At 42.1% G+C, this 18,270-nt stretch carries 15 protein-coding genes; 7 read left to right on the top strand and 8 right to left on the bottom strand.

Features of this window, described 5'->3' with window-relative positions; genetic code table 11:
• Positions 1-160 precede the first annotated feature (160 nt).
• The 5 genes from MTO98_RS01620 to MTO98_RS01600 form a co-directional block, all read right to left on the bottom strand.
• On the bottom strand, positions 161-982 hold the full coding sequence (locus MTO98_RS01620) for an alpha/beta fold hydrolase (RefSeq protein WP_243484947.1): 822 nt from the start codon (positions 980-982) through the stop codon (positions 161-163).
• Positions 983-1,312: 330 nt separating this feature from the next.
• Complete coding sequence (locus MTO98_RS01615) at positions 1,313-1,690, bottom strand: VOC family protein (protein ID WP_243484946.1); 378 nt, start codon at positions 1,688-1,690, stop codon at positions 1,313-1,315.
• Positions 1,691-1,754: 64 nt separating this feature from the next.
• Positions 1,755-2,561: an AraC family transcriptional regulator gene (locus MTO98_RS01610; protein ID WP_243484945.1), complete on the bottom strand. Its 807-nt coding sequence runs from the start codon at positions 2,559-2,561 to the stop codon at positions 1,755-1,757.
• 387 nt (positions 2,562-2,948) lie between these two features.
• Positions 2,949-4,766, bottom strand: coding sequence for a serine hydrolase (locus MTO98_RS01605; RefSeq protein ID WP_243484944.1), 1,818 nt, complete (start codon positions 4,764-4,766; stop codon positions 2,949-2,951).
• On the bottom strand, positions 4,753-6,384 hold the full coding sequence (locus MTO98_RS01600) for an amidohydrolase (protein ID WP_243484943.1): 1,632 nt from the start codon (positions 6,382-6,384) through the stop codon (positions 4,753-4,755). Before MTO98_RS01600 ends, MTO98_RS01605 begins: the two co-directional genes overlap by 14 nt.
• Before the next feature lie 127 nt (positions 6,385-6,511).
• Between MTO98_RS01600 and mutL the strand changes: the two genes are divergently transcribed.
• The 5 genes from mutL (at position 6,512) to cysS (ending at position 12,672) form a co-directional block, all read left to right on the top strand.
• The gene (gene mutL / locus MTO98_RS01595; protein WP_243484942.1) at positions 6,512-8,371 is read left to right on the top strand and encodes a DNA mismatch repair endonuclease MutL; all 1,860 of its coding nucleotides are present in this window, start codon (positions 6,512-6,514) and stop codon (positions 8,369-8,371) included.
• Positions 8,372-8,389: 18 nt separating this feature from the next.
• The gene (locus MTO98_RS01590; RefSeq protein ID WP_243484941.1) at positions 8,390-9,103 is read left to right on the top strand and encodes a rhomboid family intramembrane serine protease; all 714 of its coding nucleotides are present in this window, start codon (positions 8,390-8,392) and stop codon (positions 9,101-9,103) included.
• A gap of 33 nt (positions 9,104-9,136) precedes the next feature.
• Positions 9,137-10,009, top strand: a complete 873-nt coding sequence (locus MTO98_RS01585; RefSeq protein ID WP_243484940.1) for a rhomboid family intramembrane serine protease — start codon at positions 9,137-9,139, stop codon at positions 10,007-10,009.
• Entirely contained in the window at positions 10,010-11,119 is a 1,110-nt protein-coding gene (locus MTO98_RS01580) for an endonuclease/exonuclease/phosphatase family protein (protein WP_243484939.1), read from the top strand.
• Between the two features lie 86 nt (positions 11,120-11,205).
• Entirely contained in the window at positions 11,206-12,672 is a 1,467-nt protein-coding gene (gene cysS, locus MTO98_RS01575; protein WP_243484937.1) for a cysteine--tRNA ligase, read from the top strand.
• Positions 12,673-12,687: 15 nt separating this feature from the next.
• Here the strand turns inward: cysS and MTO98_RS01570 are convergent, their stop codons facing one another.
• Positions 12,688-13,362: a hypothetical protein gene (locus tag MTO98_RS01570; RefSeq protein WP_243484934.1), complete on the bottom strand. Its 675-nt coding sequence runs from the start codon at positions 13,360-13,362 to the stop codon at positions 12,688-12,690.
• Positions 13,363-13,638: 276 nt separating this feature from the next.
• Here MTO98_RS01570 and MTO98_RS01565 point away from each other — a divergent pair, with 276 nt between their 5' ends.
• On the top strand, positions 13,639-14,502 hold the full coding sequence (locus MTO98_RS01565) for a hypothetical protein (RefSeq protein WP_243484933.1): 864 nt from the start codon (positions 13,639-13,641) through the stop codon (positions 14,500-14,502).
• Between the two features lie 536 nt (positions 14,503-15,038).
• On the opposite strand, the gene MTO98_RS01560 is transcribed toward MTO98_RS01565, so the two are convergent.
• Both MTO98_RS01560 and MTO98_RS01555 read right to left on the bottom strand, forming a co-directional pair.
• A complete protein-coding gene (locus tag MTO98_RS01560) occupies positions 15,039-16,001 on the bottom strand; it encodes a MoxR family ATPase (protein ID WP_243484931.1) in 963 nt (320 codons plus the stop codon).
• Between the two features lie 4 nt (positions 16,002-16,005).
• Complete coding sequence (locus tag MTO98_RS01555) at positions 16,006-17,481, bottom strand: peptidylprolyl isomerase (RefSeq protein ID WP_243484929.1); 1,476 nt, start codon at positions 17,479-17,481, stop codon at positions 16,006-16,008.
• A 177-nt stretch (positions 17,482-17,658) separates the two neighbouring features.
• Between MTO98_RS01555 and MTO98_RS01550 the strand changes: the two genes are divergently transcribed.
• The gene (locus MTO98_RS01550) at positions 17,659-18,252 is read left to right on the top strand and encodes a hypothetical protein (RefSeq protein WP_243484927.1); all 594 of its coding nucleotides are present in this window, start codon (positions 17,659-17,661) and stop codon (positions 18,250-18,252) included.
• Positions 18,253-18,270 lie beyond the last annotated feature (18 nt).

Below are 18,270 nucleotides of genomic sequence, written 5' to 3'. Positions count from 1 at the left end.
ATGCATTACCAAAAATAATAAACATTTAACAAACCGGCCGGATAACTAAAGTGGACACCTGATATCAACTATATATATCGTTATTTTGATCCTCGTTAAATACAAACGGCCGTCTCCTTCCGGGATAGCCGTTTGTATATTAAGTAACCTGTAAAGGAAATTACTCTTTAATAAAAGCCAAAAGATCCTTGTTGATGGTTGCAGCCTCAGTAGTAGGCATACCATGCGGAAAACCAGGATATGAAATTAACTTACCGTTTTTCAAGTGTTTGATAGATTTCAACGCTGAATTGGCAAACGGAACGATCTGGTCATCTTCGCCATGTAAAACAAGTACGGGGATATCCACACTTTTAAGGTCTTCTGTAAAATCTGTTTCCGAAAAAGCTTTTATACAATCATAATGTGCTTTTATTCCGCCCATCATGCCCTGACGCCACCAGTTGTCCCTGATACCTTGCGATACCTTGGCACCTTCGCGGTTGTACCCATAAAATGGGAAAGTGATATCCTGATAAAATTGGTTTCTTTGAGTCGCGGTGCTTTCACGGATGCCATCAAATACAGCAATCGGAACACCGTCAGGATTGCTTTCGCTTTGTACCATAACAGGCGGAACCGCGCTGATCAGCACTGCTTTGGCTATACGACCTTTTCCATATTTTGCAGCGTAGTGGATAACCTCACCTCCACCGGTAGAGTGCCCGATGTGGATTGCATCTTTCAGATCAAGCGCTTCAACAAGTTCCGCAACATCAGCTGCATAAGTATCCATTTCATTGCCCGTTGCAGTTTGGCTTGATCGGCCATGCCCGCGGCGGTCATGCGCGATAACCCGGTAGCCTTGTTCAAGAAAAAAGAACATCTGTGCATCCCAGTCATCGGCAGATAGAGGCCAGCCATGATGAAAAACCAATGGCTGCCCGGTTCCCCAGTCTTTGTAATAAATTTCGGTTCCGTCTTTTACTGTAATTTTACTCATTTTGTTTTTCAATTATGGTGATTAATAAAACGCTGAAGATGCAGGGCTGTTGAATAAAATACTATCGATTGAACATCTTATATTTCCGGACCCGGTATTTATCCAAATCATAGCTTTCGATAGCCTAAAAATAGAAAATTTAAAGACAGGACGCTTCAATCCTTTTTGAAAATTTACCTGCATACGATAAATCACCAGTTTTTTTGACACCGCGGTTTAGGCTCCTTTTGGAGGGCTTAAAAAAATTTTAAAGATCAGGTACGGTGCCTGGAGTTATGCCAATATAAATCACTTTACCGGCACACATTCGTTTTATCACCCACACAAAAATCATGGGTTTGTGATCCACCAGGTATTCCCGAACGGATCTTTTACCCCGGCGCTTCGGCCATATGATTGATCGGCAGGCGGCATAATGCTTTCGGCCCCGTTCTCTATCGCTTTCTGGTAGGCTTCATCACAGTTTTCAACATATATGAACATACCCGCATTTTGTTGCTGATAAGTATCGGTACAATCGGCAAACATGATGGTGCCGCCATTGATGTTTAACTCGGCATGCATAATGGTATGCTCATCGCGCATGGTTTTAAACTGCTCGGTTGCACCAAAAACCTGCCGGGTAAATTCGATAAATTTAGCGGCGTTATTAACAATGAGATAGGGCATTACTGCCTGGTAATTTTCGGGAATGTTTATTGTTGCCATAGCTTATTGATGTTTTGCTCAAAATTAGGTATCCCGCCATTTGCAAAATTGTAAAAACCAGACATTATGTATTCCGGTACTCCGTCCCTTCGGCTTTTCCCGAAAAATAAAAACCCGGATGGTAGCCCGTAAATTCCTTTACATCATGAATAAAATGCGACTGATCATAGTAACCGCACTCTAACGCTATCTGGGTTAATGTTTTATTGGTATTGTATTGCCTCAGCGCATCCTGCAGGCGCGTAAGCCGCATATAGGTTTTGGGGCTGAAACCTGCGTACTCCTTGAACTTTCGGTCAAACTGCCTTGCAGATAAATTATAGGTATCAGCCAGTTGCGCAACTGTTTTGTATTGCTTATTGTGGATCACATCCCTGATCGCTATCGCTATAGACTGATGTTTCAATTCATTTTGACGCAACCGGGCAATTAAAAATGCAGAAAGTATTTCCGCGCGTTCATCATTATCGGCAGCCAGCATGATCTGTTCTTCCAGCTCACGACCTGGCCGGTTCAAGAAGGTATCAAAATCAAACGCCAGATTACTGGTTTGGCTGCTTGCTATATTAAAGAAGCAGGGAACAGCAAACGGATAGACATAAGCGCCAAAAATCCCAAAGCTTCGTGTCGTAATAAAACGCCGGTATTGCGTGGTTTGAAACTGGATGCCCGACGGGCCCGCGTTTTGCCCGGTTTTATTGTCCAACTCATCAAATGCCGACCGGTAGTGAAACACCATTTCGGTACAGCCATCGGCTACAGAGCGGTAAATATATGCCGGTTCATCAGGCCCCAGCTCATGCTCAAGCACCCAGTAAAATCTTACATAAGGTTTCAGCTCGGCCGGTGGCTGGATAGTGAAATAGCGCATCTCTTGATTTGGGAATTCGGATGTTCGATTTCGGAATTAGATAAATTTAGGGTTTTTATTTCAGATATTCCCATCGCTGCCGCAAGTGTCCTCACTTGTGGCCTCCGTTCAGGTATTGATGAACAACAATCTGCAGAACTTAGCATGTTACCCACAAGCGAGGACGCTTGCGGTAGCTGAGGGAATAGTGCCCAATAGTATAAAACATCCGCTATTGATGCCTGACAACTATGCTTCCAAAAAACAAAAGCGTCATTGCGAGGTACGAAGCAATCCCCGACTTTACAGAGCGAACCTGCATAGCTGCTCTGCTTATTGGGGATTGCTTCGTACCTCGCAATGACGCTTTATTAATTCTATTTGCATCTGCCGTTTTTAAACAGCTTCTTACAAACCTTTCGCTATTGCCTCATAAACCACATCCTGAATCCTTGGCCTGATGTTAAGGCTACCTAATTTACTGCCTACAGATGGGTTTACCCTGTTTGACAGGAATATATAAACCAGGTTATATTTCGGATCGACCCAGATACAGGTGCCTGTAAAACCTGTGTGTCCATAAGTTTGATCAGATGCCAGTTTTGAGGGGTAATGCCTGTCGGCTATCGGGTCCCAACGGTCAAATCCCAATCCACGGCGACTTACCGGCGATTGTTTTGAAGTGAACAGATCAACCACCTCCGGCTTAAAATATTGAGTGCCGCCATAGCTGCCGCGGTTTAAAACCATTTGATACAGGATAGCTACATCATTGGCGCTGGCAAATAATCCGGCGTGCCCGGCTACTCCGCCTAAAAGTGCCGATGTTGGGTCATGCACATAACCATCAAGCAATGACATGCGGTATTCTTTGTCATTTTCGGTTGGTATTATTCTATCAGGTGTAAAGCGGTACAAGGGCAAAAAGCCTGCAGTTTGCATCCCCAGCGGGGTATAAAAATGCTGTTGTACATAGGTATTGAGTGGCACAGCGGTAATATTCTCAACCACCTCCTGCATAAACAACATGCTTACATCGCTGTACACATATTGTCCCCGTGTTTTCAACGGAGAGCTCAGCATTTCGGGGAACATTACATCTTTATAGTAGTCTTTCCGTAAATAATAATGGTCGGACACTTTTGTTGGGTACGCTGCCGATGAATCGGTACTATGATCTGCTGGTTTTACTTTTTCAAACGATTGGATATCGGGGATCAAACCCGCCTGGTGCAGTAACACTTCACGGATCTGGATATCGTTCTTGTTGCTTTTACGGGCCAGTGGAATATAATCGCCAAGAGTTTTCTCCAGGCTTAACTTACCCTGATCGGTAAGCTGCATTGCCTCCATAGTAGTGGCTGATACCTTGGTCATGGAAGCAAGGTCAAAAATATCGGTAAGCTTATCGGGCATCACATTATCATAAGTGTGATAACCATAGGCTTTATTAAATATCACCTTGCCATCTTTAGCCACCAATACCACGCAGCCCGGCGTGGCATGTTCGCGAATAGCTTCCTGTGCTATTTTATCAATACCCTGCAGGTTGGCGGCGTTAATGCCGGCTTCTTCAGGTACCGTATATTGGAGACGGGTTTTATCAGTAATAAAACCCATCCCCGTTTTATAAACAGCACTGTAGTTTTTGGTTAATTTTTGCGATATACCTACCCCTCCAAATATAGCTTCGGCGCTATACATGGCAGATACTGCAGATAGCCGCTCGGTCCAGATCACGGGGGCAGTGACCACATCAAGCTTACTTAGCATCGAACCATTGCCGAAAGCGGCCACAATCACGTTTTTGCTTTTTTGATTGGTGCTGATAAAATCTACCAGGTCCTGATTATTTAAATCCGCATCATTTACCTGTACAATAACGGTATTATAAAACTTCAGATCGGAAGTAAGATTGGCCAGTGTTTTATTGCCCGAATAGGTTATACCATCATACAAATCAACCTTATTATATTTATTTAAAAGGCTATCAAAAACAGTAGCATATTGATTGCTGAAATGCACACTGGCAATTTTTAAATCTTCCAGTTTCTGCAGCGGTACCAGGTATGAGGCATTATTAAGCAACGCAGTTGAGTTACCAACCAGCCGTTCTTCGGCAATGAAGGCCTGCCCCGTTAACGGTGGGTTTTGAGCACAAGCGTTATCAAATAATGCAAACCCTAATAGTACTAAAGGAACACGGCCCCATTTATTTTTTATCATATACTTTAACTCCGTTTATATAGGTTTTTGTCACTTTGATTGCCGGGATCTCACTACCTTTTACTTTCATGATATCCTTGTCCAATATCACAAAATCGGCATACTTTCCTGGTTCAATGCTACCCTTTTCTTTTTCTTCAAAGTTGGCTTTGGCTGCCCAGATAGTCATACCCTTTAAGGCTTCAATCCTGCTTAAGGCATTTTCGGGCTGAAAACCACCTTGCGGAAAACCATTCAGATCTTTACGGTCTACCGCTGCATAAAACGTATAAAGCGGGTTAATATTCTCAACCGGAAAGTCGGTGCCCAGCGGTAGCCAGCCGTTTTGTTTAAGCAATTGCTTATTGGCATAAGCAGTTTTAAGCCGTTCGCTTCCCAGCCTTTTGCCAGCCCAGTACATATCTGATGTTGCATGTGTAGGCTGTACCGATGGGATAATGCTGTATTCGCCAAACTTATCTATATCCTGTGGAGAAACTATTTGCGAATGTTCAATTCGCCATCTCAAATCATTTTTACCTTTCAGGTTAGCAGCATAAACCTTAAGCATCACCCGCACTGCCGAATCGCCAATGGCATGGGTACACATCTGGAAACCATGTGCTGCTATTTTGGGTGCTATTTCTTCAAAATGCTTTGGATTGCTTAACAAAAATCCATTCCATTTGGCCGAGTCGGCATAGGGTTTTAGCAAACACGCCCCCCTTGAACCAAGTGCACCATCAGCATAAACCTTGAAAGCCCTTACATTTAAGCCCGGAGTTTTAATAATGCCGTGTTTAAAAAGATAATCATAGTTTTCCTGTCTGTCGGCCAGCATCACATACAAGCGCATTTTCAGGTCGCCTTTGTGCTGCAATTCATTGATTGTATTTACCATGGTGTAAGGCAATCCGCAATCATCAATTGTAGTTAAACCCACGGCAAAACAATTTTTTTGTGCCGAGAGCAGGGCCGTATCTACCATGGCCGCTGTAGGCTCAGGAATTTTACGGGTAACAATGCCTACTGCGTTATCAATCAAAATACCTGTAAGCTTTCCGTTACTGGTTTCAATTTCGCCGCCGTTAATGGTTTGCCCGGGCTTAACCCCTGCAATATTAAGTGCAGCCTGGTTAGCAATGGCGGCATGGCCATCAACACGGCTCAGTATTACCGGCCTCACAGGAAATAATGAATCAAGCTTGGCCTTATCAGGAAAGTGTTTGTTTGCCCAGTCATTTTGATCCCAGCCATTACCAATTATCCAGCCATCGGTATTACGGTCTGCATAAGCTTTTACTGAGTCAATAATTTCGGGCCAGCTATGGGTGCCAACCAGGTTTACCTCTTGCAGGCCCATGCCATATTCATAAAAGTGGGCGTGTGCATCAATAAAGCCCGGATAAACTGCGGCCCCCTGTGCATCAACCACTTCGCGGGCATTGTATTTTTGTTCAAGAGAATCGGCATTGCCTACTGCAAGGATCTTTCCTCCGCTAACTACAAATGCGCTTGCTGTAGTAAAATTACTGTCTACGGTATAAACAACCGCATTTTTTACCACCATATCGGCATTGTATTCCTTCTGTTTGCAGGCCGCTGCCAGTAATAGCAGCGCGGGCAATAGTCTCTTCATAAGATAATTGTATGTTTATTGTAATTGTATTAAGCTACAAAAGTATATACAACTATCAAATCATAAAGTTATGCCATCAAATATTTAATTTAGCATCGAAATAGAAATTGAAGGGAATTTTTTTTAAATGTCAGACATTATTCAGCTTTTACCGGATGCCGTTGCCAACCAGATTGCCGCAGGCGAAGTAGTTCAGCGACCGGCCTCTGCAGTAAAAGAATTGGTTGAAAACGCTATTGATGCAGGTGCAGACAAGATCCAGCTTATTATTAAAGATGCCGGTAAATCACTGATCCAGGTTATCGATAATGGCTGCGGCATGAGCCTTACCGATGCACGCATGTGCTTTGAACGCCATGCCACCTCAAAAATACGCAAGGCCGACGATTTGTTTGCCATCCGCACCATGGGTTTCAGGGGCGAAGCTATGGCTTCTATTGCCGCTATTGCCCAGGTAGAGCTTAAAACCCGCCGCCATGAAGATGAACTGGGTAGTTGTATAACTATAGAAGGTTCGGAGGTGATAAGTCAAGAACCGTGTTCGGCCAATACAGGGAGCTCTATAGCTGTTAAAAATCTATTTTATAACACTCCCGCCCGCCGTAACTTTTTAAAAAGCAACCCGGTAGAGATGCGTCATATTATTGACGAGTTTCAACGCGTGGCACTGGCAAATCCACAAATCTTTTTCACCCTTCACCATGACAGCCAGGAGGTATATCACCTGCCAGGTACTACGCTTAAACAACGCATAGTACACCTGTTTGGCAATAATTATAACCAGCGGCTTGTTCCGGTTGAGGAGGATACTACCATCATCAAACTGCGCGGCTTTGTAGGCAAGCCCGAGTTTGCCCGTAAAACACGCGGCGAGCAGTTCTTTTTTGTAAACAACCGCTTTATCCGTGATTCATATCTTAACCACGCTGTAACAACCGCGTTTGAGGAATTATTGCCCGATGATTGTTTCCCGTTTTATGTGTTGTTTATTGATATCGATCCTTCTAAGATCGATATTAACGTACATCCTACCAAAACGGAGATCAAATACCAGGACGAAAAAGCTATCTATGCCATTATCCGTTCGGCCGTTAAGCGGTCGTTAGGGAGATATAATATTACGCCCAGCCTGGATTTTGACCAGGAAAACAGCATCGAACACCTGATCACTCCCAAACCATTGGAGGAAATCATTGCGCCTACCATTTCCTTTAATCCAAACTTTAACCCGTTTGCTAATAAAGAAGAACGACCAAAACAGGAGCATCCGTTTTTAAGGGACAGCGGCGGTTACAAAAAAGACTCTATCCCACAAAACTGGGATACGTTATACGAAATCAGCAAAAAAGAAACCCTTTTTCAGCATGAGATCCATGAGGAAAAAACCATAGCGGTCGACGAGCAGGATGTAAGCAAACCAAGCGAAAGGCAATTATTTCAGATCCACAACAGGTTTATCCTGTCGCAGATCAAGTCGGGGTTTATGCTCATTAACCAACAGGCTGCACATGAGCGCATTTTGTATGAGCGTTTTTTATTGCAACTGCAAAATCATTCGGGAGTAAGCCAGCAAAGCCTGTTCCCGCAGTCGGTTACACTAAATGGCAGCGACTTTGAGTTATTGAGAGAACTTTTGCCAGATATCAGGGCATTGGGTTTTGATATCCGCGAGTTTGGAAAAAATACTGTTGTGGTAGAAGGCGTGCCTGCCGAACTGAACAATGTTGGCGAGCATGAACTTTTAGAACATTTGCTGGAAGGTTTTAAAAACAATATGGCTATCCTTAAATTAGATAAACGTGATAACCTTGCCCGCTCACTGGCCAGAAACGGGGCTATTAAAACAGGAATAAAGTTATCGCTGGAGGAAATGAACCAGCTTATCGACCAGCTTTTTGCTTGCGAATCACCCAACCAGGCATTGAATGGTAAGCCCGTAATCAGTACCTTTACCATGAACGAATTAGTTGAACGATTTGAAAAATAGCCCCAGGCTAAACTATATATGAACGGATACAATCAATCACCTTTTGCTAACCTAACACCTGTTGTTAAAAACCTGCTGATCATAAATGTAATATTCTTCATAGGCACTTATACATTAAGCTATGTTGGGTTTGATATGGTAAAATGGTTATCTGCATTTTATTTTAACTCACCACTTTTCCACCCATGGCAAGTTGTTAGCTACATGTTTATGCATGCCGGCCTCGCGCATATTTTCTTTAACATGTTTGCGTTGTTCATGTTTGGGCCAATACTTGAATATACAATGGGGCCTAAGCGGTTTCTTCAATATTACTTTATAACCGGTATTGGAGCATTGGTTTTGCAAATGCTGGTGCAAGCAATTGAGGTACATGGTGCAATTGGGTCGTTTATCATATCAGGATCTGATGTGGCAAATGTAAGCATGTCTGGCATGGCTAAAATCAAAGAAATTTACACGGTGCCTATTTTAGGAGCATCCGGAGCTATATTTGGTTTACTGCTTGCGTTTGGATATCTTTTTCCGAATATGGAAATGATGGTATTATTTATACCAGTTCCGGTTAAGGCCAAGTATCTTGTTGCTGGATATATCGTGATAGAACTTATTGATGGCTTTGGCCAGTTTCAAGGTGATTCAGTAGCTCATTTTGCGCATCTTGGCGGAGCGTTGTTCGGTTATATAATTTTAAAAATATGGCGACTGCAACGACCAAACAATTTTTATTAATAACAGTAGTTATCTTTGTAATACAGCTTTATTATGAGCACCCTTTGGCAAAATATCCAGTACAAAATGCTTCGGTCGGGCAATAAGCTTAACCTGCTTATAGGCATTAATGTTGTAGTTTACCTGGCTATAAATATCCCGGCGGTATTAGAGCAATTTTTCAGAGGCTTTGGTAACAGTTCTATATATCTGTTTGCCGATAAATACCTGAACATGCCGGCATACCTGCCCGACCTGCTTAAGCATTTCTGGACGCCCTTAACCTATATGTTCATGCACGCAGGCGTACTGCACATCCTGTTCAATATGCTTTGGCTTTATTGGATGGGGCAAATCTTTGAAGAGTATCTTGGCAACAAACGAACTATAGGCTTATATTTAATGGGTGGCCTGGCCGGTGCATTATTGTACCTGCTGGCCCTTAACCTGCTACCTGCATTTACCAGCGTTAACGCGGCGCAGAATAGCACTATAGTTGGAGCATCGGCCAGTGTGATGGCCATTGTAGTAGCTACGGCTACCTTACTGCCAGATTACACCATATCTTTAATTTTATTTGGCCCGGTAAAATTAAAATGGCTTGTACTGGTAATTCTTGTAATTGATTTTTTGGGTATAGTAGGCGCAAATGCCGGCGGCGAAATTGCTCACCTGGGTGGTGCTTTGATGGGATTTGTTTATATTAAGCAACTGCAAAAGGGCCATGATTGGGTAGGGGGCATAGCTGGGTTATTTAAATCAAAACCGCGGTTAAAGGTAGTTTCAAATAATATGGGGAAAAACGCATCTGATTATCCGCGTCAGGAAGAGATCGACCGTATTTTAGATAAAATATCGCAATCAGGATACAATAGCCTAAGTAAACAGGAACGTGAAATTTTATCGCGCGCAAGCAAACAGGACTAAATGATTAAAAAAAAGCAAAGTATTTTTGGCAGGATATTATTATGGGTAAACCTGTTTTTATGTTTTGCTTTAGTTATCGGGTATTTAGCGCCGTTTGTTGATCCGCGTAAATACTGGCTATTTGCTTTTTTTGGCCTTGCATATCCTCCAATATTATTGCTCAACGCAATCATGATGTTATACTGGCTGCTGCGTAAACGCTGGCAGTTTTTACTTTCGCTGCTAAGCATTTTGCTGGGTTGGGGAGTACTTAACAGCAATATAGGGTTCAGGTTTAAATCAAGCTTTTCGGTACCCCCGGGGCTTAACGTTGTGCATGTGATGACCTATAATGTGCATAATTTTAAACATTTTGGCTTCAGCAACGATATTTCAACAAAGCAAGAAATATTGAGCATCATTAACACCGAGCAGCCCGATGTAATAGGTTTCCAGGAGTTTTTTACGCGTAACAAAGGTCCGTATGAAACGCGCGATTCCATCTGCAAGATACTGGGGAGCAACAATTTTTATTTTGAACCTTTTAGTTTTAACAGCCTTGAAGCTATTGGCATGGCTATTTTCTCAAAATACCCCATCGTAGCTAAAGGAATGATCCGGCTTGCAGCAGACAAAACATCGGGCAACCAATGTTTATATGCCGATATAAAAAAGGGCGACAAAATTTTCAGATATTATAATGTACACCTGCAATCCATCAATTTTGATCCGGATGATTATAAATATATCGACAATGTATCTAAAAAAGGTAAAACGGATATCAAATCAACCAAACGGCTTGGCAGCAAACTTAAAATAGCTTTTATGAAAAGGGCAGAGCAGGTTTTTAAAGTAAAGGCACATGCCGCCCAATGCCCTTACCCCTATATTATAGCGGGTGATTTTAATGATACTCCGTCGTCATTTGCGGTTAACGAAATGGCTAAAGGGCTAAACAATTCATTCCGGGAAAAAGGTTCGGGATTAGGACGCACTTATAATGGCGACTTCCCCAATTACCAGATAGATTATATTTTAAGCAGTTCGCAGTTCTCGGTTTTTAATTATAAAGTGATTGAAAAGAAACTTTCGGATCATTACCCGTTACGCAGCGACCTGATATTAAATTAATAAAATCATTGCCCTTCATTTGTAAAAATAAGCCCGAACTGCAGCGGGCTGTAGCTTAAAATTTAAAAAATCGTAAGTTTGCGCTCATGCAACAAAATTTGTTTGTTTACAACACTTTAACCCGTAAAAAAGAATTATTTAAGCCCATTGACGCGCCTCATGTTGGCATGTATGTTTGTGGGCCTACTGTTTATAGCGATGTTCACTTAGGCAACTGCCGTACTTATATATCTTTCGACCTTATGTTCAGGTACCTTACGGCCATTGGCTACAAGGTACGCTATGTACGTAATGTTACCGATGCAGGCCACCTTGAAGGTGATGCAGGCGATGAGGGCGAAGACAAAATTGCAAAAAAGGCCAAGCTGGCACAGCTTGAGCCTATGGAGATAGTGCAAAAATACACCGTTGGTTTCAGGGATGTGATGAAGGTATTAAACAACCTGCCGCCAAGCATTGAGCCAACAGCCACCGGCCATATCATCGAACAGATAGAAATGGTAAAAGTTATACTTGAAAAGGGCTATGCCTATGAGGTTGACGGTTCCATTTACTTTGATGTTGAAAAATATAACAAAAGCCAGGATTATGGTATACTGAGCGGCCGTAACCTCGAAGATCTTTTAAATAACACCCGCACCCTTGGCGGACAACAGGATAAGCACGGCAAACTTGATTTTGCCCTGTGGATAAAAGCCAAACCCGAGCACCTGATGAAATGGCCTTCGCCATGGGGAGTAGGTTTTCCGGGATGGCACCTGGAGTGCTCGGCCATGAGCCAGAAATATCTTGGAAGTCACTTTGACATTCATGGAGGAGGCCTTGATCTTGTACCAACGCACCATACCAACGAAATTGCTCAAAATGTAGCTTGCTGCGGTACCAACCCGGCCAATTACTGGGTGCATACCAATATGCTTACGGTAAACGGGCAAAAAATGTCAAAATCATTAGGCAACAGCTTTTTACCGCATGAACTGTTTAGCGGCGAAAACTCGATACTGAACAAGGGCTACACCCCTATGACGGTAAGGTTTTTCATGCTGCAGGCCCATTACCGCAGTACACTTGATTTTGGCAATGAAGCTATGGAAGCATCTGAAAAAGGCTTTAAACGCCTTATGAATGCTTTTGCCCTGCTTAACGACGGATTAAAAGCATCGGCCACTACCGAGGTTGAAATTGCCCCGCTAATGGAACGCTGCTATACCGCAATGAATGATGATTTTAACAGCCCGGTATTAATAGCCGAATTATTTGAAGCATCGCGCATTATCAATTCAGTTTATGATGGTAAATTGAAAATTGATGCCGCAAACCTTGAGCAGTTAACCCTGCTCATGAATTTATTTGTGGTTGATGTACTTGGCTTGCAAAACGAACAGGCTGCCAATGATGATTTGCCAAAAGTGTTAAACTTTATTGTTGATTTACGCAGCGGAGCTAAAGCCAATAAAGATTATGCCACATCAGATAAGATCCGTGATGGCCTGTCACAAATAGGGTTTCAATTAAAGGACAGTAAAGAAGGCACTACCTGGAGCAAAGCCTGATAACAGATCACATTTTTAAAGCGAGTTGTAATAGCTGAATAATTTAGCTAATGCAACATCGCTTTTAAAATCAACTTTATTGGCTTTAACATACTCCTGTATCTTATCAGCCTTATCGTTCATAGCGACAAGCATTGCTTTTTGCGATGGTTTAACTTTGGTCATTTGGTTATTGGCAAAAAGATAATAGCTATTGGTGGTAGTGAACGTTTTAGTGGTAATTTGAGAGCTAAAATCCTTCGATTCGATGACCTTTTTTTTGTAGCATTTTAACAGCTTGGTTTTCCCCTCTCCAACAACAAGATAAAATGTTTTGGCTGTTTGTTCATCTACCGCAGGGAAACCACTGCTGAAACTAACGTCAGTAATATCACATGCCTCAATTGATGCATCTTTCAATGAAAAGCTTTTAATCGGATCAACAAAGGCCTGTATTGATGAATCCTGTGGGCTTTTAAAAAGTAACTCATCCCCGTAAATATTATAGTTAAGTATAGCGTTAGCTGTTTTACCATTTGCAAAGTTAACTGTTCCGTTAAGCCAGTTATCAGTAAGTAAAGCGCTACCCTGTGTCCCGTCATTTGTTTTAAGATAATAGGGGCGGCCGGTGTAGTCTCTTAAATACTGCGCCTTAGCTTGTATGCATAGGGACATAAACACAAACAGGAGGTATAATCTATAATTTTTCATGCAGGCAATTTATATTGGTTTAAACAAAAACGGATAATATTGGTTATGAAGTTAAATGTTTTTTATTCAACTTCTTTACTAAGTAAATTTAATTATTTACGCATATTTTACATGATCAAAATCGCTCCCTGCAATTATTCGCCCATATCTTCGTTTCAGCATAAAGCAAAAAATAATTCTATTGTTAAATTATGTACGCTGCTTAATGCATTTTGACTATTGCGTTTCCCACTAAAAATTTATTACTAAATTGCTCCCTAAAACCCGAATATAAATATGAAGAAAATAATATTAGCTGCTACATTTATTGGTTATAGCGTTTTTGCCTTTGCACAGGACGCTGTTAATGTAAACAAGGTAGTTAGTGTTGAACAAGCTTTTGACAAGTTAGTTGAACGTAAAGGAATAAAAGATGGCTTCCTGGCAGTTGCCGACCCCGATGGCATCATATTTAAGCCAGATGCTGTTAAAATTGTTGACTTTTATAGCAAAATAGATAAACAGGCCGGTAAACTTAGCTGGCAGCCTAAATTTGCACGAATTTCGGCTAATGGCGATCTTGCATTCACAGCTGGCCCATATATATATCAAAACGGCAAAACTGATGATGACAAAGTATTTGGCGACTATGTTTCTATCTGGCGCACCAATACAGACGGGAAACTGAAATTATTAATAGATCTTGGTATCCAGCACCCTGAAGCCGAAGAAGAAGCCGTTACTGATTTTAAAGAACCTGATCCTGCACAGCGCTCGGGCCCAAGCAAGGACCCCTTTGGCGCTAAAAATGTGATCATTGGTACCGATAAAACTTTTAATCACGGCTTAACGCTATCGGCTATGGCAAGTTATAAAGAGTTTTTAAGCCCCGAGGGCCGTTATTATTTCCCCGGCTTTCCGCCAATGACCGGCACCGATGTGGTCATGAAGTTTATTAACAATGAAGCCATAAGCATCACCGCTGAAACTACCGACGGTGGACGTTCATCAAGCAATGACCTTGCTTACACCTACGGGCATGCACGCATCACCAAAGGCAACGTAGTAGGCAACTATAACTATGTAAGGGTTTGGGAAATTGACAAATCAAAAAGATGGAATATCCTGCTTGAGATTTTCTCTCCGATTGAGAATGAGTAATAGTCGGATTTGGTGATTAGAGGTTGGAGATGAGAGATTAGTTTGAATACACCTCATAAATAAAAGAATAGCGCCTTGCGATTTATCACAAGGCGCTATTCTTTTATAAACTATTCCGGGGGCCTGTGTCCTCATGTGACAATGCATGCACGGAAAATTATCAAACAGCAAGGAGACGTGGGTTGTCCGTGAGGACACCACAGGTGTTCGGAAGATGAAATTATCTCTACTTTTTAAATAAAAAAATATGTCATTGCGAGCGTAGCGCGGCAATCTCGTAGTCAATGCATATCCGCCCTGTATAGGTACGGGATTGCCACGTCGCCCCAAGTGCTCTTGCCCTCGCCGCTCCTCGCAATGACATGGCTTTTTTAACCAGCATTCCCAACCGATCTGAATCTTCCGAACATCTGTGGTGAGGACACGGACAATCATAATAAAAGAAAGGCCTTGCGGTGTCGCAAGGCCTTTCTTTTATTATGATTGATACTAAAACTAATCTCTGATCTCTGATCTCCAACCTCTAATCACTAAAATCAAAACAACTGCTCGATAATATCAGCAGCAGATAGTCCTTCGGCTTCGGCATGGTAGCTGCGTACTATACGGTGGCTTAAAATAGGTTTAGCCACTGCCTGCACGTCTTCAATATCTGGTGAGTATTTACCATTAAGTACGGCGTGGCATTTAGCACCCAATACTAAAAACTGTGATGCCCTCGGGCCTGCGCCCCAGCTTAATAAACGGTTAATTTGCGGAGTAGCAAACTCACTGTTAGGGCGGGTTTTGGATACCAGCTTCACAGCGTATTCCATCACATTATCGGTAACGGGTATGTTGCGCACCAGCTGCTGAAAATAAATGATCTGCTGTGCGTTAAGTATCTTGTTTACCTCCACTTTAGTAGTACTGGTAGTATTTTTAACAACCTGCAGTTCCTCTTTAAATGAGGGATAGCTTAAGGCTACATTAAACATAAACCTATCTAACTGCGCCTCTGGCAGGGGGTAAGTACCTTCCTGCTCAATAGGGTTTTGAGTGGCCAGTACAAAAAATGGCTGTGCAAGCTTATGGGTAATACCTGCAGCTGTAACAGCTTTTTCCTGCATTGCTTCAAGCAATGCGGCCTGAGTTTTTGGCGGCGTACGGTTTATCTCATCGGCCAGGATAATATTTGAAAATACCGGGCCCGGTATAAATTTAAAGTTGCGGTCTTCTCCTAATATTTCAGACCCGATGATGTCTGACGGCATCAGGTCGGGCGTAAACTGGATCCTTTTAAAGTCAAGGTCAAGTACCTGTGAAACTGTTTGTACTAACAGGGTTTTTGCAAGGCCGGGCACACCAACCAATAAACAATGCCCGTTACTGAAAATAGAGATCAGCACAAATTTTATCACTTCATCCTGGCCCACTATTACTTTACCTATTTCGGTGCGAATTTGGTGATAGGCCTGTTTTAAAGCGTCTGCGGCTTCTACATCAGAACGGTGTTGCATAAAGTTATTTGGAAGATGAAGATGATTTGATTTTGGTTTCGGGTATTACCAGCGTGGGATTATTGTTTACCCATTTCTTCAACAAATCATATGATTGATACTCTTTATCAATTTTAATGAACGTTTCCTTGCGGCGTTTTTCAAACCACTGCGATACTGTTTTATTAACTTTATCATTGTAGGCATATTCCTTAAGTTTAGGAAAATCCTGCTCTAAATTAGCTTTGTGAGCATTTGTAGCCGATTTAAGCAACAATATCTTGTAACTTTTTTTACCATCAGCGCCTGTAAACAAATCAGGTTTTGAAATGCTGCCAACTTTCATTGTGTCGGTAATAAGAGCAACCTTAGGATCAAGCTTATCGGTAGGAATAAAAGTCGACCGGCTTTGTACATCTTCAGCATTCAGCATCATACCGCCATTGTATTTGGTGTCTTTATCATCTGAATAGTAGGCTGCAGCACTTGAAAAATCTACACCAACATTCTTATCTTTTAAAAGCAAGGTATAAATACTATCAGCCTTGGCCTTAGCCCTGTCCAAACTGGCCTGGGTAACTATAGGCGTAACCAGGATATGCCTTACGTGCACCTGCTCGCCACGGCGTTCAATCACCTGTAAAAAGTGAAAGCCGAAATCCGTTTCAAATACCTGCGAAATCTCGCCGGCCTTTAGTTTGAACGCGTTGGCTGTAAATTCTTTCACAAATGTGGTACGATCGGCAAAACCAAGGTCACCACCTTCAGGTGCCGAACCCGGGTCCTGCGAGTAAAGCCTTGCAAGGGTACCAAAGTCCTCACCCTTTTTTACACGCTGCCTTAATTCCTCGGCCTTAGCTTTATAAAGGTCTTTTTCTTCTTTAGTTAACTTAGGCTGAAAAACGATCTCTCCAACTTCAACTTCTTTATTAAATGAAGGCAAACTATCTTTAGGGATACCGTCGTAATATTTTTTTACGTCCTGCGGAGTAACGTTCAGTTTTTCGGTAATGTGCTGCTGCATTTTTTGCGCAACCATCTGCTCTTTCAGGTCGGGCCTGATCTCGTCTTTATATTGAATCACCGAGCGGCCTAAAAATGCCTCCAGCTTTTCCTGTCCACCTGCACGTTGCGTCATTTCGCGCATACGACGGTCAACGTTAGCGTCAACATCCTCTTCCTTTACCTCAATACTATCTATAGCAGCCTGCTGGGCAAGTAGCTTTTGAGTTAACAATGTTTGTAAAATACGGGCTTTAACTGTTGGATCGGGCTGGTTTCCCTGTACCAGGAAATTGGCGTATGACAATTCAATATCTGATAACAATATTGGGCTGTTACCAACCACTGCAGCTATTTTATCAAGGGTTTTGCCCGGGGTGGGAGCAATAACCGAATCGGCTTTAACCAGTTTTTTTGCTGCCGTATCTGGTGCTACCTGTGCCTTTGCAAATGTTATTGTTAAAATAAAACTTAGTACTAATACTCCTAACTTTCTCATGTAACGCTGTTATGCTAATAAAACGGGATAGTTAACCCGTTAAAAACTACGAATTTCGGTAAAATTTATTAATTATAGCTGAACAAATATTTTCTATAAAATAGCCCGGCTATAATTGTGCTAATATGCCTATAAAGCTTGAGATGGTTTAACTACTTTTGGTTAAAATTTGTTAAAGTGAAAGTTGAGAACCCGGCCGCGTTTCGTTTTTTGTTAGAGGATGAACTTTACCTGCTTAATGCAGATAAAATGTTGTACGATAAAATTGCTGAACCCGAACCCATCGCAGCAGTACCATCATCCCCTGTTATTGAACATATTAAACCCGAGCCTGTAGCAGTCACTCCTTCCTTAACTCCTGAACCTCAGCCTGTAATACAAACGCCGGTTGTTGATTTTAAGTATCGGGGCAATAACTTAAAGAACTTCCTGGTACTTACTCATTATAAGGCAGATGAATTTATAAATACCGAACATTTAGCCGCTCTTGAAAACATTCTTAAACGTAAAGATCTTGGGGCGGATGATGTAGCAATATTTAACCTGGCCAATTACAGCGAAACCAAATTCAGCCAATTGAAGCCTTTTTTTAAGCCAATCAAAGTTCTTGTTTTGGGAGGAGATGCCCTGCCGCAGGATATAAAAGTGCTTAAGCCAAATAAACCGGTAACCTCAAACGGCATTACGGTGCTTTATACTTACTCGTTTGATGAGATGATGAATAACGTGGATTACAAAAAGACCTTTTGGGAGTTGGTAAAAACATTATAAAGAAAAATTCGTCAGTAA

Source organism: Mucilaginibacter sp. SMC90, assembly GCF_022811725.1.
Classification (GTDB): Bacteria; Bacteroidota; Bacteroidia; order Sphingobacteriales; family Sphingobacteriaceae; genus Mucilaginibacter.
Note: the sequence above shows the minus strand (reverse complement) of the source record. Positions and strands in the feature narration are given on the sequence as shown.

Coding starts and splice junctions, on each gene's coding strand:
- MTO98_RS01615 (WP_243484946.1), bottom strand. CDS start 1,690: ATGGCAACAATAAACATTCCCGAAAATTACCAGGCAGTAATGCCCTAT.
- MTO98_RS01565 (WP_243484933.1), top strand. CDS start 13,639: ATGAAGAAAATAATATTAGCTGCTACATTTATTGGTTATAGCGTTTTT.
- MTO98_RS01605 (WP_243484944.1), bottom strand. CDS start 4,766: ATGATAAAAAATAAATGGGGCCGTGTTCCTTTAGTACTATTAGGGTTT.
- MTO98_RS01620 (WP_243484947.1), bottom strand. CDS start 982: ATGAGTAAAATTACAGTAAAAGACGGAACCGAAATTTATTACAAAGAC.
- MTO98_RS01585 (WP_243484940.1), top strand. CDS start 9,137: ATGAGCACCCTTTGGCAAAATATCCAGTACAAAATGCTTCGGTCGGGC.
- cysS (WP_243484937.1), top strand. CDS start 11,206: ATGCAACAAAATTTGTTTGTTTACAACACTTTAACCCGTAAAAAAGAA.
- MTO98_RS01600 (WP_243484943.1), bottom strand. CDS start 6,384: ATGAAGAGACTATTGCCCGCGCTGCTATTACTGGCAGCGGCCTGCAAA.
- MTO98_RS01570 (WP_243484934.1), bottom strand. CDS start 13,362: ATGAAAAATTATAGATTATACCTCCTGTTTGTGTTTATGTCCCTATGC.
- MTO98_RS01560 (WP_243484931.1), bottom strand. CDS start 16,001: ATGCAACACCGTTCTGATGTAGAAGCCGCAGACGCTTTAAAACAGGCC.
- MTO98_RS01555 (WP_243484929.1), bottom strand. CDS start 17,481: ATGAGAAAGTTAGGAGTATTAGTACTAAGTTTTATTTTAACAATAACA.
- MTO98_RS01610 (WP_243484945.1), bottom strand. CDS start 2,561: ATGCGCTATTTCACTATCCAGCCACCGGCCGAGCTGAAACCTTATGTA.
- MTO98_RS01590 (WP_243484941.1), top strand. CDS start 8,390: ATGAACGGATACAATCAATCACCTTTTGCTAACCTAACACCTGTTGTT.
- MTO98_RS01580 (WP_243484939.1), top strand. CDS start 10,010: ATGATTAAAAAAAAGCAAAGTATTTTTGGCAGGATATTATTATGGGTA.
- mutL (WP_243484942.1), top strand. CDS start 6,512: ATGTCAGACATTATTCAGCTTTTACCGGATGCCGTTGCCAACCAGATT.